Consider the following 17,902-nt stretch of genomic DNA (forward strand, 5'->3'; position numbering starts at 1 on the left):
TTCGATCGTGACCAGCTTGTGCGGGAAACGGCGGCCGGCGGCAATATAAAAGATGCCGCTGGCGCGGGATTCCACGGTGCCGAGGCAGCAGCTCGGCACTCAGGCCTGCATACGCGCGCCCTTGGTGATCTTGTCGACGATCTTCTTGTCGGCGCGCATGGCAATGCCGACCACTTTCGCGTCGTCCGGGGCGAATTTGGCAAAGGTCTCGCGGTTCAGCGAATCGAAGCCGGTCGAGAACATCTCTTCGACATAAAGCGAGATCGTCACACCCCGTTCCAGCGAACGGCGGTGGATGGTGGACAAGGTGGTCTGGTCGGCCGACAAAACAATAACCGGCTGGATCGACAAGGCGTTGTAGATGTTGCCGGCACGGTCGCGATAGGGCTCGCCGATCATCTGCGGAAACTGGGCGGCGACACCGGTGCTGAGGAAGGCGGCGACGTTGAGTTTCTGCCAGACGGCCAGATCTTCCCTCAGCACGATTGTAAACTTGGTGTCGAACATGGCAGCTTCCTATATCAGTTCCGATGACCGAGATGATGCCGACCGATTTATCCAATGAGGCCTTCCAGGGTCTTGGACGTTTGTGCGCGCATGACGGCGGCGACCGCATCGTGCAGGCGCCTGATCTGAACGGCATAGAGCGCATGGAAGCCTGGTTTCATGGCCCCGTCTTCGACCCGCATCGACACGACACCTATGCGATCGGCGTGACATTGTCGGGCGTGCAGAGCTTTCACTACCGGGGCGCGGAACGCCACAGCCTGCCCGGCCAGCTGATGGTGCTACACCCGGACGAGGTGCATGATGGCGGCGCCGGCACCGACACGGAACTGCGCTATCACATGCTCTATCTGGAACCGTCGCTGCTGGCCGACGCCATGGGTGGCGCGCCGCTGCCCTTCGTGCCCGAGGCAGTCGTCGACGACGCGGCGTTCCGTACAACGCTCGCCGGTGCGTTCGACGAACTCGACCGTGGGCTGGACCCGCTGTTTGTCGACGATTTCGTGGCCGAGCTTGCCGGCTTCCTGCTGCGGCACGCTAACCGCCCGGACAAGGTGTTGGGTAAAACGGCTTGGAGCGCGGCCAATCGTGCGCGCGACTATCTCAGGGAAAATGCACTGGAACTGGTGCGGTCCGACGCGCTGGAAGCGGTCACCGGCCTCGACCGCTATGCGCTGTCACGCCATTTCCGCGCCGCCTTCTCCACCAGCCCACATCGCTTCCTTCTGATGCGGCGGTTGGAACAGGCAAAACGGATGATGAGGGCAGACATGCCGCTGGCGGAAATCGCGGCGGCGGCCGGCTTCAGCGACCAGAGCCATTTCAACCGGCAGTTCAAGAAGGCCTTTGGCCTGACACCGGGGCGCTGGTCGTCATTGATCCGTCGCAAAGCGCCGGGCCAGGCCCAAGCGGCGTAAGCCGAAGCCGGGCGTCAGGCGTCCTGTTCTTCCTCTTCCTCGTCGGCGAGCACGATCTCTTCGTCCGACAGGTTCGCCTCGATGCGGGCGAGCAGCTTGAACAGGGTCTTCTGGTCTTTCTTGTCGAGGCCGCGCAGCGCCTGTTTCTCGGTCTTCTTCACCGACTTCTCGATGGCGTGGATGGTCTCGCGGCCCGAATCGGTGAGGAAGATATGCGCCTGGCGGGCATCGGCATTGGAAGCGCGCTTGTCGAGGAAGCCCTGCGCCTGCAACCGGTTGATGGTCTTGGTGATGGTGGGCGGACGTACGCCCAGCCGGTCGGCCAGAGTGCCGGGGGTCTGGCCGTCCTCGCGGCTCAGCGCCAGCATGATCTGGTCCTGCCCGGCATAAAACCCGTGCGCCAGCAATCTGGCAGCGAGCGCGGTTCGCGCCAGCCGGGCTGCGGAATGCAGCCGGCTCATCGTCGCACTTTTATCAGCCTTGGCCATGGTCAGTCTCCTCGACCGCGCCGGACCGGGCAACAATAGCCGTGGCGCTCGGATTGGCAATCATTGTTCAAAGAGGCCGGCCAAACGAAGCGCTTTGCCGGCAAGCCACGCAACAGTCGCCGTGGCTAATGACAGATCATTATTTCAGTTAGATGACAAAGGATTATCGCGCTGCGAAAAGGCAGTGCGATCGAGGCGGCAAACCATCCTGGATCAGCGGTTTGGCAGGTGCAAAAGCGCCAGCGGCGTCCTATATGGAGGCAAATTCCCTCTCGAGGCCCCGATATGAGCGAGACACAGACGCAGATCCCCGTAACCGTGCTGACCGGCTATCTCGGCGCCGGCAAGACGACGCTGCTCAACCGCATTCTCTCTGAAAACCATGGCAAGCGTTATGCCGTGATCGTCAACGAATTCGGCGAGATCGGCATCGACAATGACCTGATTGTGGAATCCGACGAGGAAATCTACGAGATGAACAACGGTTGCGTGTGCTGTACGGTGCGCGGCGACCTGATCCGCACCGTCGAAGGCCTGATGCGTCGGCCCGGCCGCTTCGACGCGATCCTGGTCGAGACCACCGGTCTTGCCGACCCGGCACCGGTGGCCCAGACCTTCTTCATGGACGACGACGTGCGTTCCAAGACCAAGCTCGACGCGGTCGTCGCACTGGTCGACGCCAAGCACCTGCCGCTGCGCCTGAAGGATTCCAAGGAGGCCGAGGACCAGATCGCCTTCGCCGACGTGGTCGTGCTGAACAAGACCGACCTGGTGACGCCTGAAGAACTCGCCAGCGTCGAGGCGACGATCCGCGCCATCAACCCTTCGGCCCGCATCCACCGCACCCAACGTTCCGGCGTTGCGCTGTCGGAAGTGCTCGACCGTGGCGCCTTCGACCTGAAGCGCGCGCTGGACAACGACCCGCATTTCCTCGACGCGCATGATCACGACCACGATCATGAATGCGGCCCGGACTGCGACCACGACCATCACCACCATCATCATGATCATAATCACCACCACCACGATCATGACCATCATCACCACGCTTCGCCTATCCACGATGTGACGGTGCAGTCAGTGTCATTGCGCGGCGGCGAGATGGACCCGAAGAAGTTCTTCCCCTGGATCGAGAAGATCACCCAGATGGAAGGGCCGAACATCCTGCGCCTGAAGGGCATCATCGCGCTCAAGGACGATCCGGACCGCTATGTGCTGCAGGGCGTGCACATGATCATCGAAGGCGACCATCAGCGCGCCTGGAAAGACGGCGAGAAGCATGAAAGCCGGCTGGTATTCATCGGCCGCAAGCTGGACGCCGAACGGCTGAAGTCGAGCTTCGAGGCCTGCCAGGCGGCCTGAGTGTCGCGGCGCGCTTCCTTGCCTGGAGCGGAAAGGTCGAGTAAGCCCCTCACCGGCTACGAAAGCCGGTGAGGGGCTGAATTTTTCGGCGCCGCCATTCGAATATTTGCACGGAATTCTGCCTGATGCCGACAGTCGCCCCGCTTGATATCGATGGCCATTGCATCACCGCCGTCTTCCTTGACGACGTGCCGCATTTCGCCTTCGCCGACGGCGCCGTGCACAGGCTGGACCACGGTCACAAGACCGTTCAAGCCAATGACGGGCTGCTGACCGCTTTCCACGACACGGCCAATGACAGGCTGGTGACCGGCGGCGAGGACGGCAAGGTGTTTTCGGTCAAGGCCAATGGCGTGGTCGAGGAACTCGCGACGGCCGGCAGGAAATGGGTAACCAGTGTCGCCGCAGGTCCCCAGGGCGCCATCGCCTATGGCGTTGGCAAGAGCGCCTTCGTGCGCTTCGCCGACGGCAAGACCAAGGAATTCCAACACCCGCGCACGGTTGAAGGACTGGCTTTCGCACCGAAGGGCATGCGCTTCGGCGTTGCCCGCTACAATGGCGCGACGCTGCATTTCCCCGCCACTGAAGGCAAGCCGACGGAATTGGAATGGGCCGGCGCCCATACCGGCGTCGCCTTCTCGCCCGACGGCAATTTCCTCGTGACCACGATGCAGGAAAACGCCCTGCATGGCTGGAAGCTGGCCGACGGCAAGCACATGCGCATGTCAGGCTACCCCGCCAAGGTGAAGAGCCTGTCATGGAGCGCGCGCGGCAAATGGCTGGCCAGTTCCGGCGCGCCGGCGGCGATCGTATGGCCGTTCCAGGCCAAGGACGGACCGATGGGCAAGGCACCACTGGAACTCGGCACGCGCGGCAACACCATGGTCACCGCAGTGGCATGCCACCCGAGCGAAGACGTCGTGGCGATCGGTTATGAGGACGGCATGGTGATCGCCGCCCGCTTCGCCGATGCCAAGGAAGTGCTGTTGCGCCGCCCCGGCAAGGGCGCCATCACGGCGCTGGCATGGGACCGCGAGGAACGCCGCGTCGCCTTCGGCAGTGCCACCGGCGACTGCGGGATCATCGACATCACTGCTTAAGCATCAGCCGGCGCGCACCACCGCCGACGGTCTGCGCCGCAAAGCCAACCCGTCGCGCATATTCAGCGACAAGAGCACGATGTTGACGGCGCCGGCCGCCAGTTCCAGCGCCTGCACCATCATGAATACCGCATCGAAGCGGCCCTGCCCCGCCCAGCCCGCGAGCAGATAGGCCGACGGCAAAAGGATGAGCATGCCGTTCGCGGCGATGACGCGCATACGACGCTTCTTGCGCGCCACGACCGGGCTCTTCCAGCCCTTGCCCAGCGAAAAGCCCGATGCACCGGCAATCGCCATGGCCGGAACCAGCACGACCATGCCGACGAGAATGCCCGATTTGACCGCCGCGACGGTATCGGCGTCGCCCGAGATTTCGGCGACCGCCGTCGACAGCCAGAAACAGACAACAGCAAGCAGCGCGACGGAACCGGCCGCCGCGTGGATCTTCGCTTTCATGCGATCCTCCACCAATTTGAATAGCAAGCTATATATCATTGCATAGCATGCTATTCAACAGCTATCTCTACACCATGCCCTTTCAGAAAGAACGCTCCGCCGGTTTCCTCGCCAACCAGATGGCACGCCTGTTCGCCAAGGGGTTGCAACAACGCATCCGCCCGCTTGGACTGGCGCCGGCGCAGTTCATGACGCTGCTGGCGCTATGGGACGAGGACGGGCTGAGTCAGAGCGAACTGGTGCGCAGGCTCGACGTCGAACAGGCCACCATGGCCAATACACTCGCCCGGATGGAGCGCGACGGGCTGATCGTGCGGCGTTCCAACCCTAACGATGGCCGCTCACAATCCGTCCACCTGACGCGGATCGCAGCGGCGCTGCAAGGCCCGGCCACCGACGCCGCCCGCGCCCAAAACGGGGCGGCCCTGGCGAATTTCAGCGATGACGAGAAAGAACAGTTCCTCGCGCTGATGCGGCGGGCCATCGCCGCCATGCACGACGAATGACGGCTGGATGCCGGGCCGTCACCCCTACCCCTGAACCAATGCTCCCTGGCGCGGCGGCCAATTGCGGTTTGTCGCCGCCTCTGGCTAGAGTGCCCCGCGCCAACAGGGGGAATGAATGAGCGTAAGCACCAGGTCGAACAGTATCATCGGCGGCATCGATGCCCAACGTGTCGCAAAACTGCGCGCAACCGAAGCGGAAATTTTCCGAAAAGCCCGCCCGAAATCGCAGGCCCGCACCGGCAACGGCATCGCCGGCTATTTCGACGGCGTGCCGATGCACTGGATGACCGACTGGCCAACGCCCTTCCCGATCCTGGTCGACAGCGCGACACGCGCCACGATCACCGACATCGATGGCAACCGGCTGGACGATTTCTGCCTCGGAGATACCGGCTCGATGTTCGGCCATTCGCCGGCGCCAGTCGCGCGTGCCATCCGCAAGCAGGCCGGACGCGGCCTGACCTACATGCTGCCGTCCGAGGACGCGCTGGCGGTCGGCACGCTGCTGCAGGAGCTTTTCGGCCTGCCCTACTGGCAGATCGCCACCACGGCCACCGACGCCAACCGCTTCGCGCTGCGCGTGGCCCGCGCGGTGACCGGCCGCGACAAGATCCTCGTCTTCAACGGCTGCTATCACGGCTCGGTCGACGAGACGATGGTGCGCATCAAGGACGGCAAGCCGATCAACCGGCCGGGACTGGCCGGCGAATTCCGCGACCTCACCCAGCGTGCCAAAATCGTCGAGTTCAATGACCTGCCGGCACTGGAAGCGGCGCTGAAGGCGAAGGATGTCGCCTGCGTTATCACCGAACCGGTGCTGACCAATTCCTGCATGGTGTTGCCTGAACCCGGTTTCCATGAAGCGCTGCGGCGCCTGACCCGCGAGACCGGCACGCTACTGCTGATCGACGAGACGCACACGATCTCGACCGGCCGTGGCGGCTACACCGGAACCCGCGGTCTCGAACCGGACCTGTTCGTGCTCGGCAAGCCGGTGGCGGGCGGCGTGCCGGCCAGCATCTGGGGCATGAGCGAAGAAACGGCCTCGCGCTACGCCGCTTACAACCACGCCAAGGAGCCCGGCTATTCCGGCATGGGCACGACACTGTCGGCCAACCCACTGCAATTCGCCACCATGCGCGCAACGCTGGAACAGGTGATGACGGCGGAGAACTACGCGCATATGGAACGGCTGGCCGACAAACTGGCCAAGGGGCTTGCCGCCGCAATCGAGCGCAACCGGCTGCCCTGGCATGTGATGCGCGTCGGCGCCCGCGTCGAGTTCATCTGCGCGCCCGGCCCGCTCAGCAATGGCGCCGAGGCCGAAGGCGCGCACGTGCCGGAACTGGAAGCGGCCGTGCATGTCGCGCTGGTCAATCGCGGCGTGCTGATCGCGCCGTTCCACAACATGATGCTCGTCTCGCCCGTCACCACGGCAAGCCAGGTGAAACGGCTGATCGCCGCCTTCGCCGATGTTGCCGCCAAGCTCGCGGCATGAGACAAGCCACACAATCACCCTTCAGAGTGCCATCATGACCTCACCTTCCGGCTCGACGCTCGCCGAAGCCACTGCCTTCCTCGAAGCCCACCCCGAAATCGAAGCCTTTGACATCGTGCTGACCGACGCAAACGGCGTCGGGCGCGGTAAAATCCTGCGCAGACACGAACTCATGGGCGTGTATGAGAACGGCCGCCACATGCCGATCTCGATCCTCGGCCTCGACATCACCGGCGAGGACGTGCACGAGACAGGCCTGATCTGGGATTCCGGCGACGGCGACCTGCGCGCCTGGCCGATCCCCGGTACGTTGGTGCCGCTGCACGGCACCAACCCGCCGCGCGGCCAGGTGCTGATGGCGATGTATCATCTCGACGGCCAAGCCATGACATCGGACCCGCGCCATGCGCTCGCCCGCCAGGTCGAGGCGCTGGCGGCCAAGGGCCTGCATCCTGCCGGCGCCTTTGAGCTGGAATTCTTCCTGCTGGCCAATGAGCGCGATGCCGACGGCAAGGTGCAGCCGGCGAATGCCGTGCTAGATGGACGCAGGAGCGGAAAGACGGAGGTCTATTCGGTCGATCATCTGCACGGCATGGAACCGCTGTTCTCGGACATCTATGCGGCAGCCAAAGCGCAAGGCATTCCGGCCGAAACAGTGATTTCGGAATATGCGCCCGGCCAGTACGAGCTGACGCTGAATTACCGCAAGGGCGTGATGCGTGCCGCTGACGATCTCGTCATGCTGAAGCGGCTGGTGCGCATGCAGGCACGCCGCCACGGCGTCACCGCCTGCTTCATGGCCAAGCCCATCGAAAAATATGCCGGCTCCGGCATGCATTTCCATGTCTCGTTGCTCGACGGCGCCGGCAAGAACGTCTTCACCGAAACCATGCCCGGCACATGGTCACCACTGCTGCTCCATGCGCTGGGTGGGTTGGCCGAGACCATGGCCGAATCCATGCTGGTGTTTGCACCGCACGCCAATTCATGGCGGCGCTTCGTGTCGCAGTCCTATGCACCAGTAGCGCCGACCTGGGGCGTCAACAACCGCTCGGTAGCACTGCGCGTGCCGGCCGGCGAAGCCAGGAACCGCCGTATCGAGCACCGCCCTTCCGGCGTCGATGCCAATCCCTATCTGGTGGCGGCGACAATTCTGGCCGGCGTTGCGAAGGGGCTGGAGGAAAAGCTCAATCCGGGTGCGGAAGTGACCGGAAACGGCTATGAGGCGGCCGGCGAAGCCAAGAGCAAGATGCCGGTGGACTGGCGCGCCGCCATCGACGCCGCGCGCGGTTCGTCCTTCCTCGCGACAGCGCTCGGCCCCGATCTACACAAGACCTTCGTCGAGATCAAATGGGCGGAATATCTGCGAGTCGCCCGCACGGTGAGCGAGTTGGACTACCACCTCTATCTGCACGAGGTGTGAGGCAGCGCCGGGCTCGCCTGTAGAGCCCTACCTACCGCACCAGAACAGCCCTGAGGTCGTTGACATTCGTGCCGGTCGGCCCCGGCACGAAGAGATCGTTGACTGCGTTGAACGCCGTCCAGGCATTGTTGCCGGCCAGCATGGCCTTGGCGTCGACGTTGGCGGCGCGCATGCGCGTGACGGTCGAGCCGGTGCAGAAGGCGCCGGCATTGTTTTCCGAACCGTCGATGCCGTCGGTGTCGGCGGCCATGGCATCGATGCCGGCGACGCCGTCGATACCGATGGCGAAAGCGAGCAGGAACTCCGAATTGCGGCCGCCCTTGCCCTTCGCGCGTAAGGTCACCGTGGTCTCGCCACCGGAGAGGATCAGCACCGGTTTCCTGAACGGCCGGTTGCGTGTCGCCACTTCGCGCGCGATCGCGGCATGGACGGAGCCCACCTCCCGCGCCTCGCCTTCCAGCGCGTCGGAAAGGATGACGGCTTCAATGCCTTGGCGCTTCGCCTCTTCTGCGGCCGCTTCCAGCGAGACGGCTGCCGAGGCGATGACATGCACCTCGTTGCGCACGAATTTCGGATCGTCCGGATGCGGTGCGTCGGCGGCTGGCGAATTGATGTGCGCCATGACTGCCTCTGGCAACTTCATGCCGTAGGCAGCGATCGCGGCAAGCGCGTCGGCGCGGCTGCCAGTGTCCGGGACAGTGGGGCCGGAGGCGACAAGGGCCGGATTGTCGCCCGGAATGTCGGACACCACCAGCGACACAACCCTGGCCGGCCAGGCGGCGGCGGCAAGGCGCCCGCCCTTGATGGCGGAGACATGCTTGCGAATGGTGTTCATGGCCGAGATCGGCGCGCCCGAGGCGAGCAGCGCCTCGTTGACGGCGATCTCGTCCGTCAATGTGAGGTCGCCCGCCGGTGCGGGCAGCAGCGCGGAACCGCCGCCGCAGATCAGCGCGATTACGAGATCATCCTCGGAGAGGCCGGAAACGGCCTGTTGCAGCCGCTTGGCGGCGGCGAGGCCGGCGGCGTCGGGAACCGGATGCGCGGCCTCCACCACCTCGAGATGTTTCGTCGGCGCGCCATAACCGTAGCGCGTGACGATCAGCCCTTCGACCGGCCCATCCCACACCTTTTCGAAGGCCGCCGCCATCTGTGCCGAGCCCTTGCCGGCGCCGATCACGACGGTGCGGCCCTTCGGCTTCGCCGGCAAATGCTGGCGAATGGTCAATTCGGGGTCAGCCGCGGCCACCGCAGCATCGAAGATCGAGGTGAGGAAGGTCTTCGGGTCGAGGGTCATCTGCGGGCCTTGTGCGGCTGTCACGTCAATGCGGCCGAAGGATCATGCTTCGGCGGCGGGAAGGGTAAGGCTGGCGCGATCGGCGCGGAGATGATCGCAGAGCGCGTCGACGACGACGTTGTGGTCCTCGCGCTCCGGCAGGCCGGATACGGCGATGACACCGATAACACCAGCGCCCTTCACCGTCACGGGGAAGCCACCGCCGGCCAGCACGTATTCAGCAATGTCCAGTCCCTCGCCCACCTTGAAGGTGCGATCCGGGCGCTGCTGTTCCAGCACCAGACGATAGGTGCTGCGCAGATAGCGTTTCACCACATTGATCTTGCGCCGCGCCCAATCCGGATTGGAGGCATTGGAGCCTGGCATCGCGGCATAGAACAGCGGCCGGTCGAATGTGCGGATATCAACGATGATCGGCAGGTTCTCCCGGAGAGCCCGTGTCCGGATCGCGCTGCCGATTTCGAAGGCAACGGCCTCGTCGAACCTTTCGAAGACGAGCGCCGCCTCCTGGCGCTTGATCGCCTCGATATCGTCGCTCGCGGCCATGTTTCCTCCCAGAACGGCTTGGACCAGCCTTTCGCGTTTACGGTAATCGGCCCTTAGGTCAAGTGCCGATCAGGAATTGCTCACCACGAGATCGCTCTTGGCCGGCTTGCCAGCGACATAGACCTCCTTGACCGTGCGGTCGTCGCCAAGCGTCTGCATGAGGAAAAGCTCCTCGGCCAGCGTCTTGATACGCTCTGAACGCAGCCGCATCGATGGCGTCGAGGCAGAATCGAGCACGACGATGTCGGCGTCCGTTCCGGCTTCCAGCGTGCCGACACGGTCGACCACCGACAGGGCCTCGGCATTGCCGCGTGTGATCTGCCAGAAGGACTGGAACGGATTGAGCTTCTCGCCCTGCAGGGCGATCACCTTGTAGGCTTCGTCCATCGTGCGCAGCATGGAATAGTTGGTGCCGCCGCCGACATCGGTCGCGGTGGAGATACGCAGCGGCTTCTCCCGGCGCCGGAAGCGCTGATAATCGAACAGGCCGGAGCCGAGGAACAGATTGGACGTCGGGCAGAACACCGCCACCGAGCCAGTGTCCGACAAGACATCGGCCTCGCGCTCGGACAGATGGATGCAGTGGCCGAGGAGCGTCTTCGAACCCATCAGGCCGTAGTGCTCATACACATGGGTGTAGTCCTTCGCCCAAGGATAGAGCTGCTGGGTAAAGGCGATCTCGGCATGGTTTTCCGACAGATGCGTCTGCACATGCAGGTCGGGATGCTCACGCGCCAGCGCCTGTGCCATTTCCATCTGCTCGGGCGTCGAGGTGATGGCGAAGCGCGGCGTGATCGCATAAAGGCCACGGCCCTTGCCGTGCCAGGCGGCAATCAGCGCCTTGGTATCGTCATAGCTCGACTGTGGCGTATCGTGCACGGCTTCGAGCGCGTTGCGGTCCATCATGACCTTGCCGGCGATCACCAGCATGTCACGATCATAGGCCTCGGCGAAGAATGCCTCGGCCGACTGCTTGTGCACGGAGCAGTAGGCGGCGACCGTGGTGGTGCCGTGGCGGATCATCTCATCAAGGAACAGGCGCGAGATGCGGCGACCATGCTGGGCGTTCTCGAAGGTCGATTCTTCAGGGAAAGTGTAGGTGTTGAGCCAGTCGAGCAGTTCGGCGCCGTAGCTGGCTATGATCTGCATCTGCGGCACGTGTACATGCGCGTCGATGAAGCCCGGCATGAGCAGATGCGGGCGGTGGTCGATCACCCGGGCGCTGGAACCGGCGCGAGCGGCGACCTGAGCATAAGGACCGGAGGCGACGATCTTGCCATTGGCTACCAGAATGGCGCCGTCCTCCTCATAGGCATAGGCGGCATGATCGTCGACGCTTTCCGGCCAACGCAGGAAAGAGAGGGTGCGGCCGCGCAGGAGGGTAGTGGTCATATCGCTCCAACTTCCATGTCAAAATACGCGAACATCGTTCGCTCTTGAGGCCGCCATCCTCCGACAAGCGGGGAGGATTTAGCCCTTGCCGCGGCAGCCGCCGTGCCCCGCTAAACGAGCGAGGGCGGTCAGAAACGAAACGCGAAGGCGCCCGATAAGGACATCGCTGGTCTAGTTCTGCTTTTTCCCGGACTCTTCAAACCAGGTGACCAGAAGCGCGCGCTCCTTGTCGGTGATCTGGGTAACGTTGCCCGGGGGCATCGCATGACTGCGGCCGGCCTGCAGATAAATCTCCTTGGCGTGTTCGGCAATGGCAGCATCATTGTCCAGCACGACGCCCTTCGGCGCATGGTAGATGCCTTCATAGGCCGGCTCCGGCGTGTGGCACATCGAGCAGCGGCCGAGCACGGTGTCGCGCACGGCAGGGAAATGTGCCGAGGCGGTGTAGATCCCGGCGGCCGAGGAGACTTTCTGCTCGCCGGTTAGCACCTTGGGCACGGTCGACAGCCACATGATGATCACGAACAGGATGGCAGCGGCCAGCCAGGTCCAGGTCGGGTTGCCCTTCCTGGCGTGCTGGGAGTTGAAATAATGGCGGATGAGCACGCCGATCAGGAACACCAGCGAAGCGATGATCCAGTTGAACTGCGTGCCAAACGCCAGCGGATAATGGTTCGACAGCATCAGGAACAACACCGGCAGCGTCAGGTAGTTGTTGTGCGTCGAACGGGTCTTGGCGATCTTGCCGTATTTCGGGTCCGGCTTGCGGCCGGCGATCAGGTCGGCGACGACGATCTTCTGGTTCGGAATGATGACCATGAACACGTTGGCTGACATGATCGTGGCAGTGATGGCGCCGAGGTGCAGGAAAGCGGCGCGACCGGTGAACAGATGCGTCAGGCCCCAGGCCATGAAGACCAGCACGCAGTAGAGCACCAGCATCAGCAGCGTGTCGTGGTTCTTGAGCGGCGAGCGGCAGAGCAGGTCGTAGACGATCCACCCCGACGCCAGACAGGCCAGCGAGATGAGGATGGCGACGGGTGCCGAAACGTCGAGTACGTTGCGGTCGACCAGGAACAGGTCCGCGCCGGCGTAATAGACGATGGCCAGCATGGCGAAACCCGAGAGCCAGGTGGCGTAGGATTCCCATTTGAACCAGGTCAGATGCTCCGGCATTTCGGCCGGCGCCACCAGGTACTTCTGGATATGGTAGAAGCCGCCGCCATGGACCTGCCATTCCTCGCCATGGGCGCCGGCAGGCAGGCCGGGCCGCTGACGCAGGCCAAGGTCGAGCGCGACGAAATAGAAGGACGAGCCGATCCATGCGATACCGGTGATGACGTGCAGCCACCGCACCGCGAATGCCAGCCAATCCCAGATGATCACATAGTCCAGCATGCTCCACCCTTTCGTGCCGATGAGGCGACATTACGGGCTGCCGCGCAAACGGAAAGAGGTAGACAACACGATGACTTTCAAAAAAAATTGGAAAATAGTAGCGTTATCTTAAATCAGGCGCAGAGGGGGACGCCGACACAATGGCTTATCTCGATAACATCGCCGTCTTCGTCCGCGTCGTCGAATTGGGCAACCTGTCGGCGGCGGGTCGCGATATGCGCATTTCGCCGGCCGTCGCCTCGAACCGCATCAAGGAACTGGAAAAACACCTCGGCGTGCGGCTGTTCAACCGCACGACGAGACAGTTGATGCCGACCGAGCACGGCACGGTGTTCTATAGCGGTGCCAAGCAGGTTCTGGACGCCATCACCGAGGCCGAGGCGGCGGTTTCGGCGCTGTCCGGCCAGCCGCGCGGCACCATCCGCGTCACCGCGCCGCTCGGCCTCGGGCGCCGACTGATCGCCTCCGGCATTCCGGATTTCCACGACAAATATCCCGACATCGAAGTGCGCCTGCGGCTCTCCGATCACAATGTCGACATCCTCAAGGAAGGCATCGATGTAGCCTTCCGGCTGGGTGTGATCGAGGATTCCTCGCTGAGGATGCGCGGCATCATGGAATGCGAGCGCGTGCTGGTCGCCTCGCCCAAATATCTGGAGGCGCGCGGCGAACCGAGCGATGCCAGCGAGATGATGGGCAAGAAGCACGATTGCCTGATGCTGCGCTATCCCGGTTCGCGCGAATTCTTCTGGATGCTGCAGATGCCGGAAGGCCCGGTGAAGTTCGAAGTGCACGGCCCCTTCGACAGCGACGACGGCGACGTGCTGACCGAATGGGCGCTGGCGGGACGCGGCATCATCAACAAGCCACGCTTCGAGGTCGAACCGTTCATCCGCGAGCAGCGGCTGAAGGTCATCCTGACCAAGACGCCACCGACGCCGGTGCAATTCGCCGCCGTCTATCCGCACAAGAAGCTGCAGGACCCGAAGGTGCGGCTGCTGCTCGACTTCATGGCGGATCGTTGCCAGAAATTGATCAAGGACATCCTGGCCGGAAAATAGGCGGAACGAGTCGCAGGGTCGATGATTGCGGCTTGCGGGAACCGCACGGGGACGCCAATCTTGGTCCGCCATTCCCCCATCCTGCAAATCCGCAGCGAAACCAGGAGACCCCCAATGGCTTCCATCCACACCAAGAACGACCTGAAATCCAACACCAGGGCGACCTCGATCGCCATTCTCAACGCGCGGCTGGCAGAAGCCATCGACCTCGCGCTCATCACCAAGCAGGCGCACTGGAATGTGAAGGGACCGCAGTTCATCGCGATCCACGAAATGCTGGACGGTTTCAGGACCGAACTGGACGACCATGTCGACACCATCGCCGAGCGCGCGGTGCAGCTGGGCGGTACGGCCATCGGCACGTCGCAGGAAGTGGCAAAGGCCAGCCCACTGAAGCCCTACCCGACTGACATCCACAAGACCAAGGATCATCTCGCCGCGCTGATCAGCCACTATGCGGCGGTGGCGAAGTCCGCCCGCACGGCGATCGACGAGGCCAGCGAAGCCGGCGACGCGGACACCGCCGACATCTTCACCGCCTATTCGCGTGCGCTCGACAAATCGCTGTGGTTCCTGGAAGCCCACACTCAGGAGAAGGAGTGAAGGGGCGGCGGTGCTTAGCGTCAATTAGGGCGGCAACGCGAAGGCTTAAGCGACTTCCGCGCCTGCCCGTGCCTGGTGCAACGAGAGCGCCGTCATCATCTCGGCGGCGGCCAGAGCCGCGATCACGGGCGGGCGCTTGTCCTTGACGGCATCGCCGCCGATCGGCGAGACAAGCCGTTCGAATTCGGCCTCGGTGCCGCCCGCGGTCTTTAGGAACCAGTTCCTGAACGTCGCCTTCTTGGTCTTGGAGCCGATCATGCCGACATAGGCCGTGTCGGTGCGCTTCAGCGCCTCGGCGGCGATCAGGAAATCCAGCGCGTGGTCATGCGTGAGCACGGCGAAGGCCGAGCCCGACGGCGCCTCGCGCACCATTTCCTCCGGCATCGCCGTCAACCTTGTCTCGACCGCGTCGGTGATGCCGTCCAGTTCTTCTGCGCGGCTCTCGACGACGACGACATGCACCGGCAAGAGCGACATGGAGGCGGCCAGCGCCTTGCCGACATGGCCACCGCCGAAGATGTAGAGATGCGGCAGGTGATCCTCCTCGGCTTCCGCCGCCGCGACCAACTCGGCTGCACGCGTCTCGTCCACCAATCGGATCAGCACCTCGACGCGGCCGCCGCAGCATTGGCCGATCTCCGGCCCGAGCGGAACATCCAGCGTCGCACAGACCTCGCGGACATCGATGCGCTGCGCAGCAACCTGCTTGCCGCCGCGTTTCAGCGGAACGCCCAGCATCTGACGGGCCTTGTCGATCGCCATGTATTCAAGCTGACCGCCGCCGATCGTGCCGTAAATGGCTTCCGGCGAGACGAGCATATACGCGCCCTTCTCTCGCGGGGTGGAGCCACGCGTGCCGGCAACCTCAACCAGTGCAATCGCGCCAGCACTGCCGAGAAATTCTTTCAGATCCTGGACTTTCGAGGTCATGATCGCATTCCCGCCCTGGGAATATAGCATTTTTCGCTTCAAATTGCCCGCGCGGCGGCTTCAGACCCTGCCGCGCGCTTCCTTCTTCAGTCGTTCGACCGCCATCAGCACCCGCTCCGGCGTCGCCGGCGCGTCGAGGCGCGGACAGATCTTGTGGTCGGCAACACTCGCCACCGCGTCGGAGAGAGCCTGCAAAACCGAGATGCCCAGAGGCAGCGGCGGCTCGCCAACGGCCTTGGAGCGATGGATGGTCGGCTCATAGGCCTGCGACCAGTCGGTCAGCGCCACGTTGAAGATCTTCGGCCGGTCTGACGCCAGCGGGATCTTGTAGGTGGACGGCGCATGCGTGCGCAGCCGGCCCTTGCCGTCCCACCACAATTCCTCGGTGGTGAGCCAGCCCATGCCCTGGACGAAACCGCCCTCGACCTGGCCGATGTCGATCGCCCGGTTCAGCGAGCGGCCGGTGTCGTGCAGGATGTCGGTGCGTTCGACCATGTATTCGCCGGTCAGCGTGTCGATGGTGACTTCGGAGCAGGCCGCGCCATAGGCATAATAGTAGAAGGCGTGACCACGCCCCTTGGCACGATCCCAGTGGATTTTCGGCGTCTTGTAGTGACCGGCCGCCGAAAGCTGGATGCGGTTGAGATAGGCCTGTTTGACCAGATCGTTGAAGGAAATCTCCTGGTTGCCGACACGCACCCGGTTGGGCAGGAACACCACCTGGTCGGCCGGTACGGAATATTTCTCGGCGGCGAAGTCGATCAGCCGCTGCTTGATCTGGCGCGCCGCGTTCTGGGCGGCCATGCCGTTGAGATCGGCGCCGGAAGACGCCGCCGTGGGCGCGGTGTTGGGCACCTTGGCGGTGGTGGTGGCGGTGATCTTGACGCGCTCGAGGTCGATCTGGAATTCCTCGGCCACCACCTGCGCCACCTTGAGGTGCAGACCCTGGCCCATTTCGGTGCCGCCATGGTTCATGTGCACCGAACCGTCGTTATAGACATGCACCAGCGCGCCGGCCTGGTTGGACTCGGTCTTGGTGAAGGAGATGCCGAACTTCACCGGTGTGAGCGCGATGCCGCGCTTGACGAAGCGGCTGTTGGCGTTGAACGCCGCGATCTCGCGGCGGCGCCGTGCATAGTCCGCGCTCTGCTCGAGCTCGGCGACGATGCGGTGGATGATGTTGTCCTCGACCTTCTGGTGATAGGGCGTGACGTTGCGTTCGCCCTTCGCGCCCATCGCATCGTAGAAATTGAGCTTGCGGATTTCGAGCGGGTCCTTGCCGACGGCGAAGGCCACTTCCTCGATGATACGCTCGGCACCGACCATGCCTTGCGGGCCGCCGAAGCCGCGGAAGGCGGTGTTGGAGACCGTGTTGGTGTAGAGCGGCGCCGACTTGGCATGCACGTGCGGGTAGAAATAGGCGTTGTCGCAGTGGAACAGCGCGCGATCGCCGACCGGGCCGGAGAGGTCGGCCGAGAAGCCGGCATTGAGCGCGAACATGAAGTCGACGCCCAGAATATTGCCCTCGTCGTCGAAACCGACGTCGTAGTCGATGACGAAATCATGCCGCTTGCCGGTGGCCGTCATGTCTTCGTCGCGGTCAAGGCGAACCTTCACCGCGCGCTTGTGTTTCTTGGCGGCGATGGCGGCGATGGCCGCGCACTGGTTGGCCTGCGTTTCCTTACCGCCGAAGCCGCCGCCCATGCGGCGCACTTCCACCGTCACCGAGTGGCTGGGCACGCCGAGTGCGTGGGCAACCAAATGCTGCGTTTCGCTCGGCCCCTGCGTGGAGCAATGGACGGTAACCTCGTCGTCTTCCCCCGGCACGGCCAGCGATACCTGGCCTTCGAGATAAAAATGGTCCTGGCCGCCGAGCCGCATGCTGCTCTTGATGCGGCGGGGCGCGGCAGCGATCGCCGCATCGGGATCGCCGCGCTTCAGGGTCAGCGGTGTCACCACCTGCCGATCCTTGTTCGGGTCGAGGCCCCAGATGTTGAGGATCGCCGGCAATTCCTCATATTCGATCTTGGCCAGCCGCGCGGCGCTGCGTGCCGCCTCGCGCGTCTCGGCGATGACCGCGAAGACCGGCTGGCCGTGGAACTGAACCTTGCCCTCGGCAAAGATTGGATCATCATGCATGCCGCTCGGCGACACGTCGTTCTCACCGGGGACGTCCCGGTAGGTCAAAACGTCGACCACGCCGGGCGCGGTACGCACCGCCGACAGATCGACGGTCTTCAGCTTGCCATGCGCGACGGCGGCGAGCCCCAACCCGACATGCAACGTGCCGGCCGGCTCCGGCAGGTCGTCGATATAGACCGCGGTGCCGGCGACATGCTTGTGCGCGGAATCGTGGCGCTGGTCGGTGTGGACACCGCCGACGATCTTTTGCGCCTTGAGGTTGGGAGTGTGCTTGGTCAT

The 17,902-nt window shown here is 63.7% G+C and carries 17 protein-coding genes; 8 read left to right on the forward strand and 9 right to left on the reverse strand.

The features are described 5' to 3' along the window. Positions 1-99 precede the first annotated feature (99 nt). Positions 100-507 carry a DUF2000 family protein gene (locus tag AB4136_RS27920; protein WP_024925938.1) on the reverse strand — a complete coding sequence of 136 codons (408 nt, stop codon included), beginning with the start codon at positions 505-507 and terminating at the stop codon, positions 100-102. A gap of 35 nt (positions 508-542) precedes the next feature. Between AB4136_RS27920 and AB4136_RS27925 the strand changes: the two genes are divergently transcribed. Then, positions 543-1,424, forward strand: coding sequence for an AraC family transcriptional regulator (locus AB4136_RS27925; RefSeq protein WP_024925937.1), 882 nt, complete (start codon positions 543-545; stop codon positions 1,422-1,424). Positions 1,425-1,438: 14 nt separating this feature from the next. On the opposite strand, the gene AB4136_RS27930 is transcribed toward AB4136_RS27925, so the two are convergent. Then, on the reverse strand, positions 1,439-1,912 hold the full coding sequence (locus AB4136_RS27930; RefSeq protein ID WP_024925936.1) for a MarR family winged helix-turn-helix transcriptional regulator: 474 nt from the start codon (positions 1,910-1,912) through the stop codon (positions 1,439-1,441). A gap of 285 nt (positions 1,913-2,197) precedes the next feature. Between AB4136_RS27930 and AB4136_RS27935 the strand changes: the two genes are divergently transcribed. Beyond that, on the forward strand, positions 2,198-3,274 hold the full coding sequence (locus AB4136_RS27935) for a CobW family GTP-binding protein (RefSeq protein WP_024925935.1): 1,077 nt from the start codon (positions 2,198-2,200) through the stop codon (positions 3,272-3,274). A 125-nt stretch (positions 3,275-3,399) separates the two neighbouring features. Next, complete coding sequence (locus tag AB4136_RS27940) at positions 3,400-4,374, forward strand: WD40 repeat domain-containing protein (RefSeq protein ID WP_024925934.1); 975 nt, start codon at positions 3,400-3,402, stop codon at positions 4,372-4,374. 3 nt (positions 4,375-4,377) lie between these two features. On the opposite strand, the gene AB4136_RS27945 is transcribed toward AB4136_RS27940, so the two are convergent. Continuing rightward, entirely contained in the window at positions 4,378-4,830 is a 453-nt protein-coding gene (locus tag AB4136_RS27945; RefSeq protein WP_024925933.1) for a hypothetical protein, read from the reverse strand. Positions 4,831-4,904: 74 nt separating this feature from the next. Between AB4136_RS27945 and AB4136_RS27950 the strand changes: the two genes are divergently transcribed. The 3 genes from AB4136_RS27950 (at position 4,905) to AB4136_RS27960 (ending at position 8,257) form a co-directional block, all read left to right on the forward strand. Beyond that, positions 4,905-5,336 carry a MarR family winged helix-turn-helix transcriptional regulator gene (locus tag AB4136_RS27950; protein ID WP_024925932.1) on the forward strand — a complete coding sequence of 144 codons (432 nt, stop codon included), beginning with the start codon at positions 4,905-4,907 and terminating at the stop codon, positions 5,334-5,336. A gap of 115 nt (positions 5,337-5,451) precedes the next feature. After that, complete coding sequence (locus AB4136_RS27955; protein ID WP_024925931.1) at positions 5,452-6,834, forward strand: aspartate aminotransferase family protein; 1,383 nt, start codon at positions 5,452-5,454, stop codon at positions 6,832-6,834. 34 nt (positions 6,835-6,868) lie between these two features. Beyond that, positions 6,869-8,257 carry a glutamine synthetase family protein gene (locus tag AB4136_RS27960; RefSeq protein WP_024925930.1) on the forward strand — a complete coding sequence of 463 codons (1,389 nt, stop codon included), beginning with the start codon at positions 6,869-6,871 and terminating at the stop codon, positions 8,255-8,257. A 31-nt stretch (positions 8,258-8,288) separates the two neighbouring features. Here the strand turns inward: AB4136_RS27960 and AB4136_RS27965 are convergent, their stop codons facing one another. From AB4136_RS27965 to AB4136_RS27980, 4 genes are all read right to left on the reverse strand, one after another. Further along, positions 8,289-9,551 carry a glycerate kinase type-2 family protein gene (locus tag AB4136_RS27965; protein ID WP_024925929.1) on the reverse strand — a complete coding sequence of 421 codons (1,263 nt, stop codon included), beginning with the start codon at positions 9,549-9,551 and terminating at the stop codon, positions 8,289-8,291. Positions 9,552-9,593: 42 nt separating this feature from the next. Beyond that, positions 9,594-10,097 (reverse strand): heme-degrading domain-containing protein, encoded by a 504-nt coding sequence (locus tag AB4136_RS27970; RefSeq protein WP_024925928.1) that lies wholly within the window; start codon positions 10,095-10,097, stop codon positions 9,594-9,596. A 69-nt stretch (positions 10,098-10,166) separates the two neighbouring features. Beyond that, positions 10,167-11,489 carry a guanine deaminase gene (guaD, locus tag AB4136_RS27975; RefSeq protein ID WP_024925927.1) on the reverse strand — a complete coding sequence of 441 codons (1,323 nt, stop codon included), beginning with the start codon at positions 11,487-11,489 and terminating at the stop codon, positions 10,167-10,169. Between the two features lie 171 nt (positions 11,490-11,660). Beyond that, positions 11,661-12,887 carry a urate hydroxylase PuuD gene (locus tag AB4136_RS27980; RefSeq protein ID WP_024925926.1) on the reverse strand — a complete coding sequence of 409 codons (1,227 nt, stop codon included), beginning with the start codon at positions 12,885-12,887 and terminating at the stop codon, positions 11,661-11,663. A gap of 140 nt (positions 12,888-13,027) precedes the next feature. Between AB4136_RS27980 and AB4136_RS27985 the strand changes: the two genes are divergently transcribed. Beyond that, the gene (locus tag AB4136_RS27985; RefSeq protein ID WP_024925925.1) at positions 13,028-13,948 is read left to right on the forward strand and encodes a LysR family transcriptional regulator; all 921 of its coding nucleotides are present in this window, start codon (positions 13,028-13,030) and stop codon (positions 13,946-13,948) included. Between the two features lie 114 nt (positions 13,949-14,062). Then, a complete protein-coding gene (dps, locus tag AB4136_RS27990; protein WP_024925924.1) occupies positions 14,063-14,551 on the forward strand; it encodes a DNA starvation/stationary phase protection protein Dps in 489 nt (162 codons plus the stop codon). Positions 14,552-14,596: 45 nt separating this feature from the next. On the opposite strand, the gene xdhC is transcribed toward dps, so the two are convergent. Then, on the reverse strand, positions 14,597-15,481 hold the full coding sequence (gene xdhC / locus AB4136_RS27995; protein WP_024925923.1) for a xanthine dehydrogenase accessory protein XdhC: 885 nt from the start codon (positions 15,479-15,481) through the stop codon (positions 14,597-14,599). 60 nt (positions 15,482-15,541) lie between these two features. Beyond that, complete coding sequence (xdhB, locus tag AB4136_RS28000; protein ID WP_024925922.1) at positions 15,542-17,902, reverse strand: xanthine dehydrogenase molybdopterin binding subunit; 2,361 nt, start codon at positions 17,900-17,902, stop codon at positions 15,542-15,544.

Source organism: Mesorhizobium sp. 2RAF21 (assembly GCF_052115345.1).
Taxonomy (GTDB): domain Bacteria; phylum Pseudomonadota; class Alphaproteobacteria; order Rhizobiales; family Rhizobiaceae; genus Mesorhizobium; species Mesorhizobium terrae.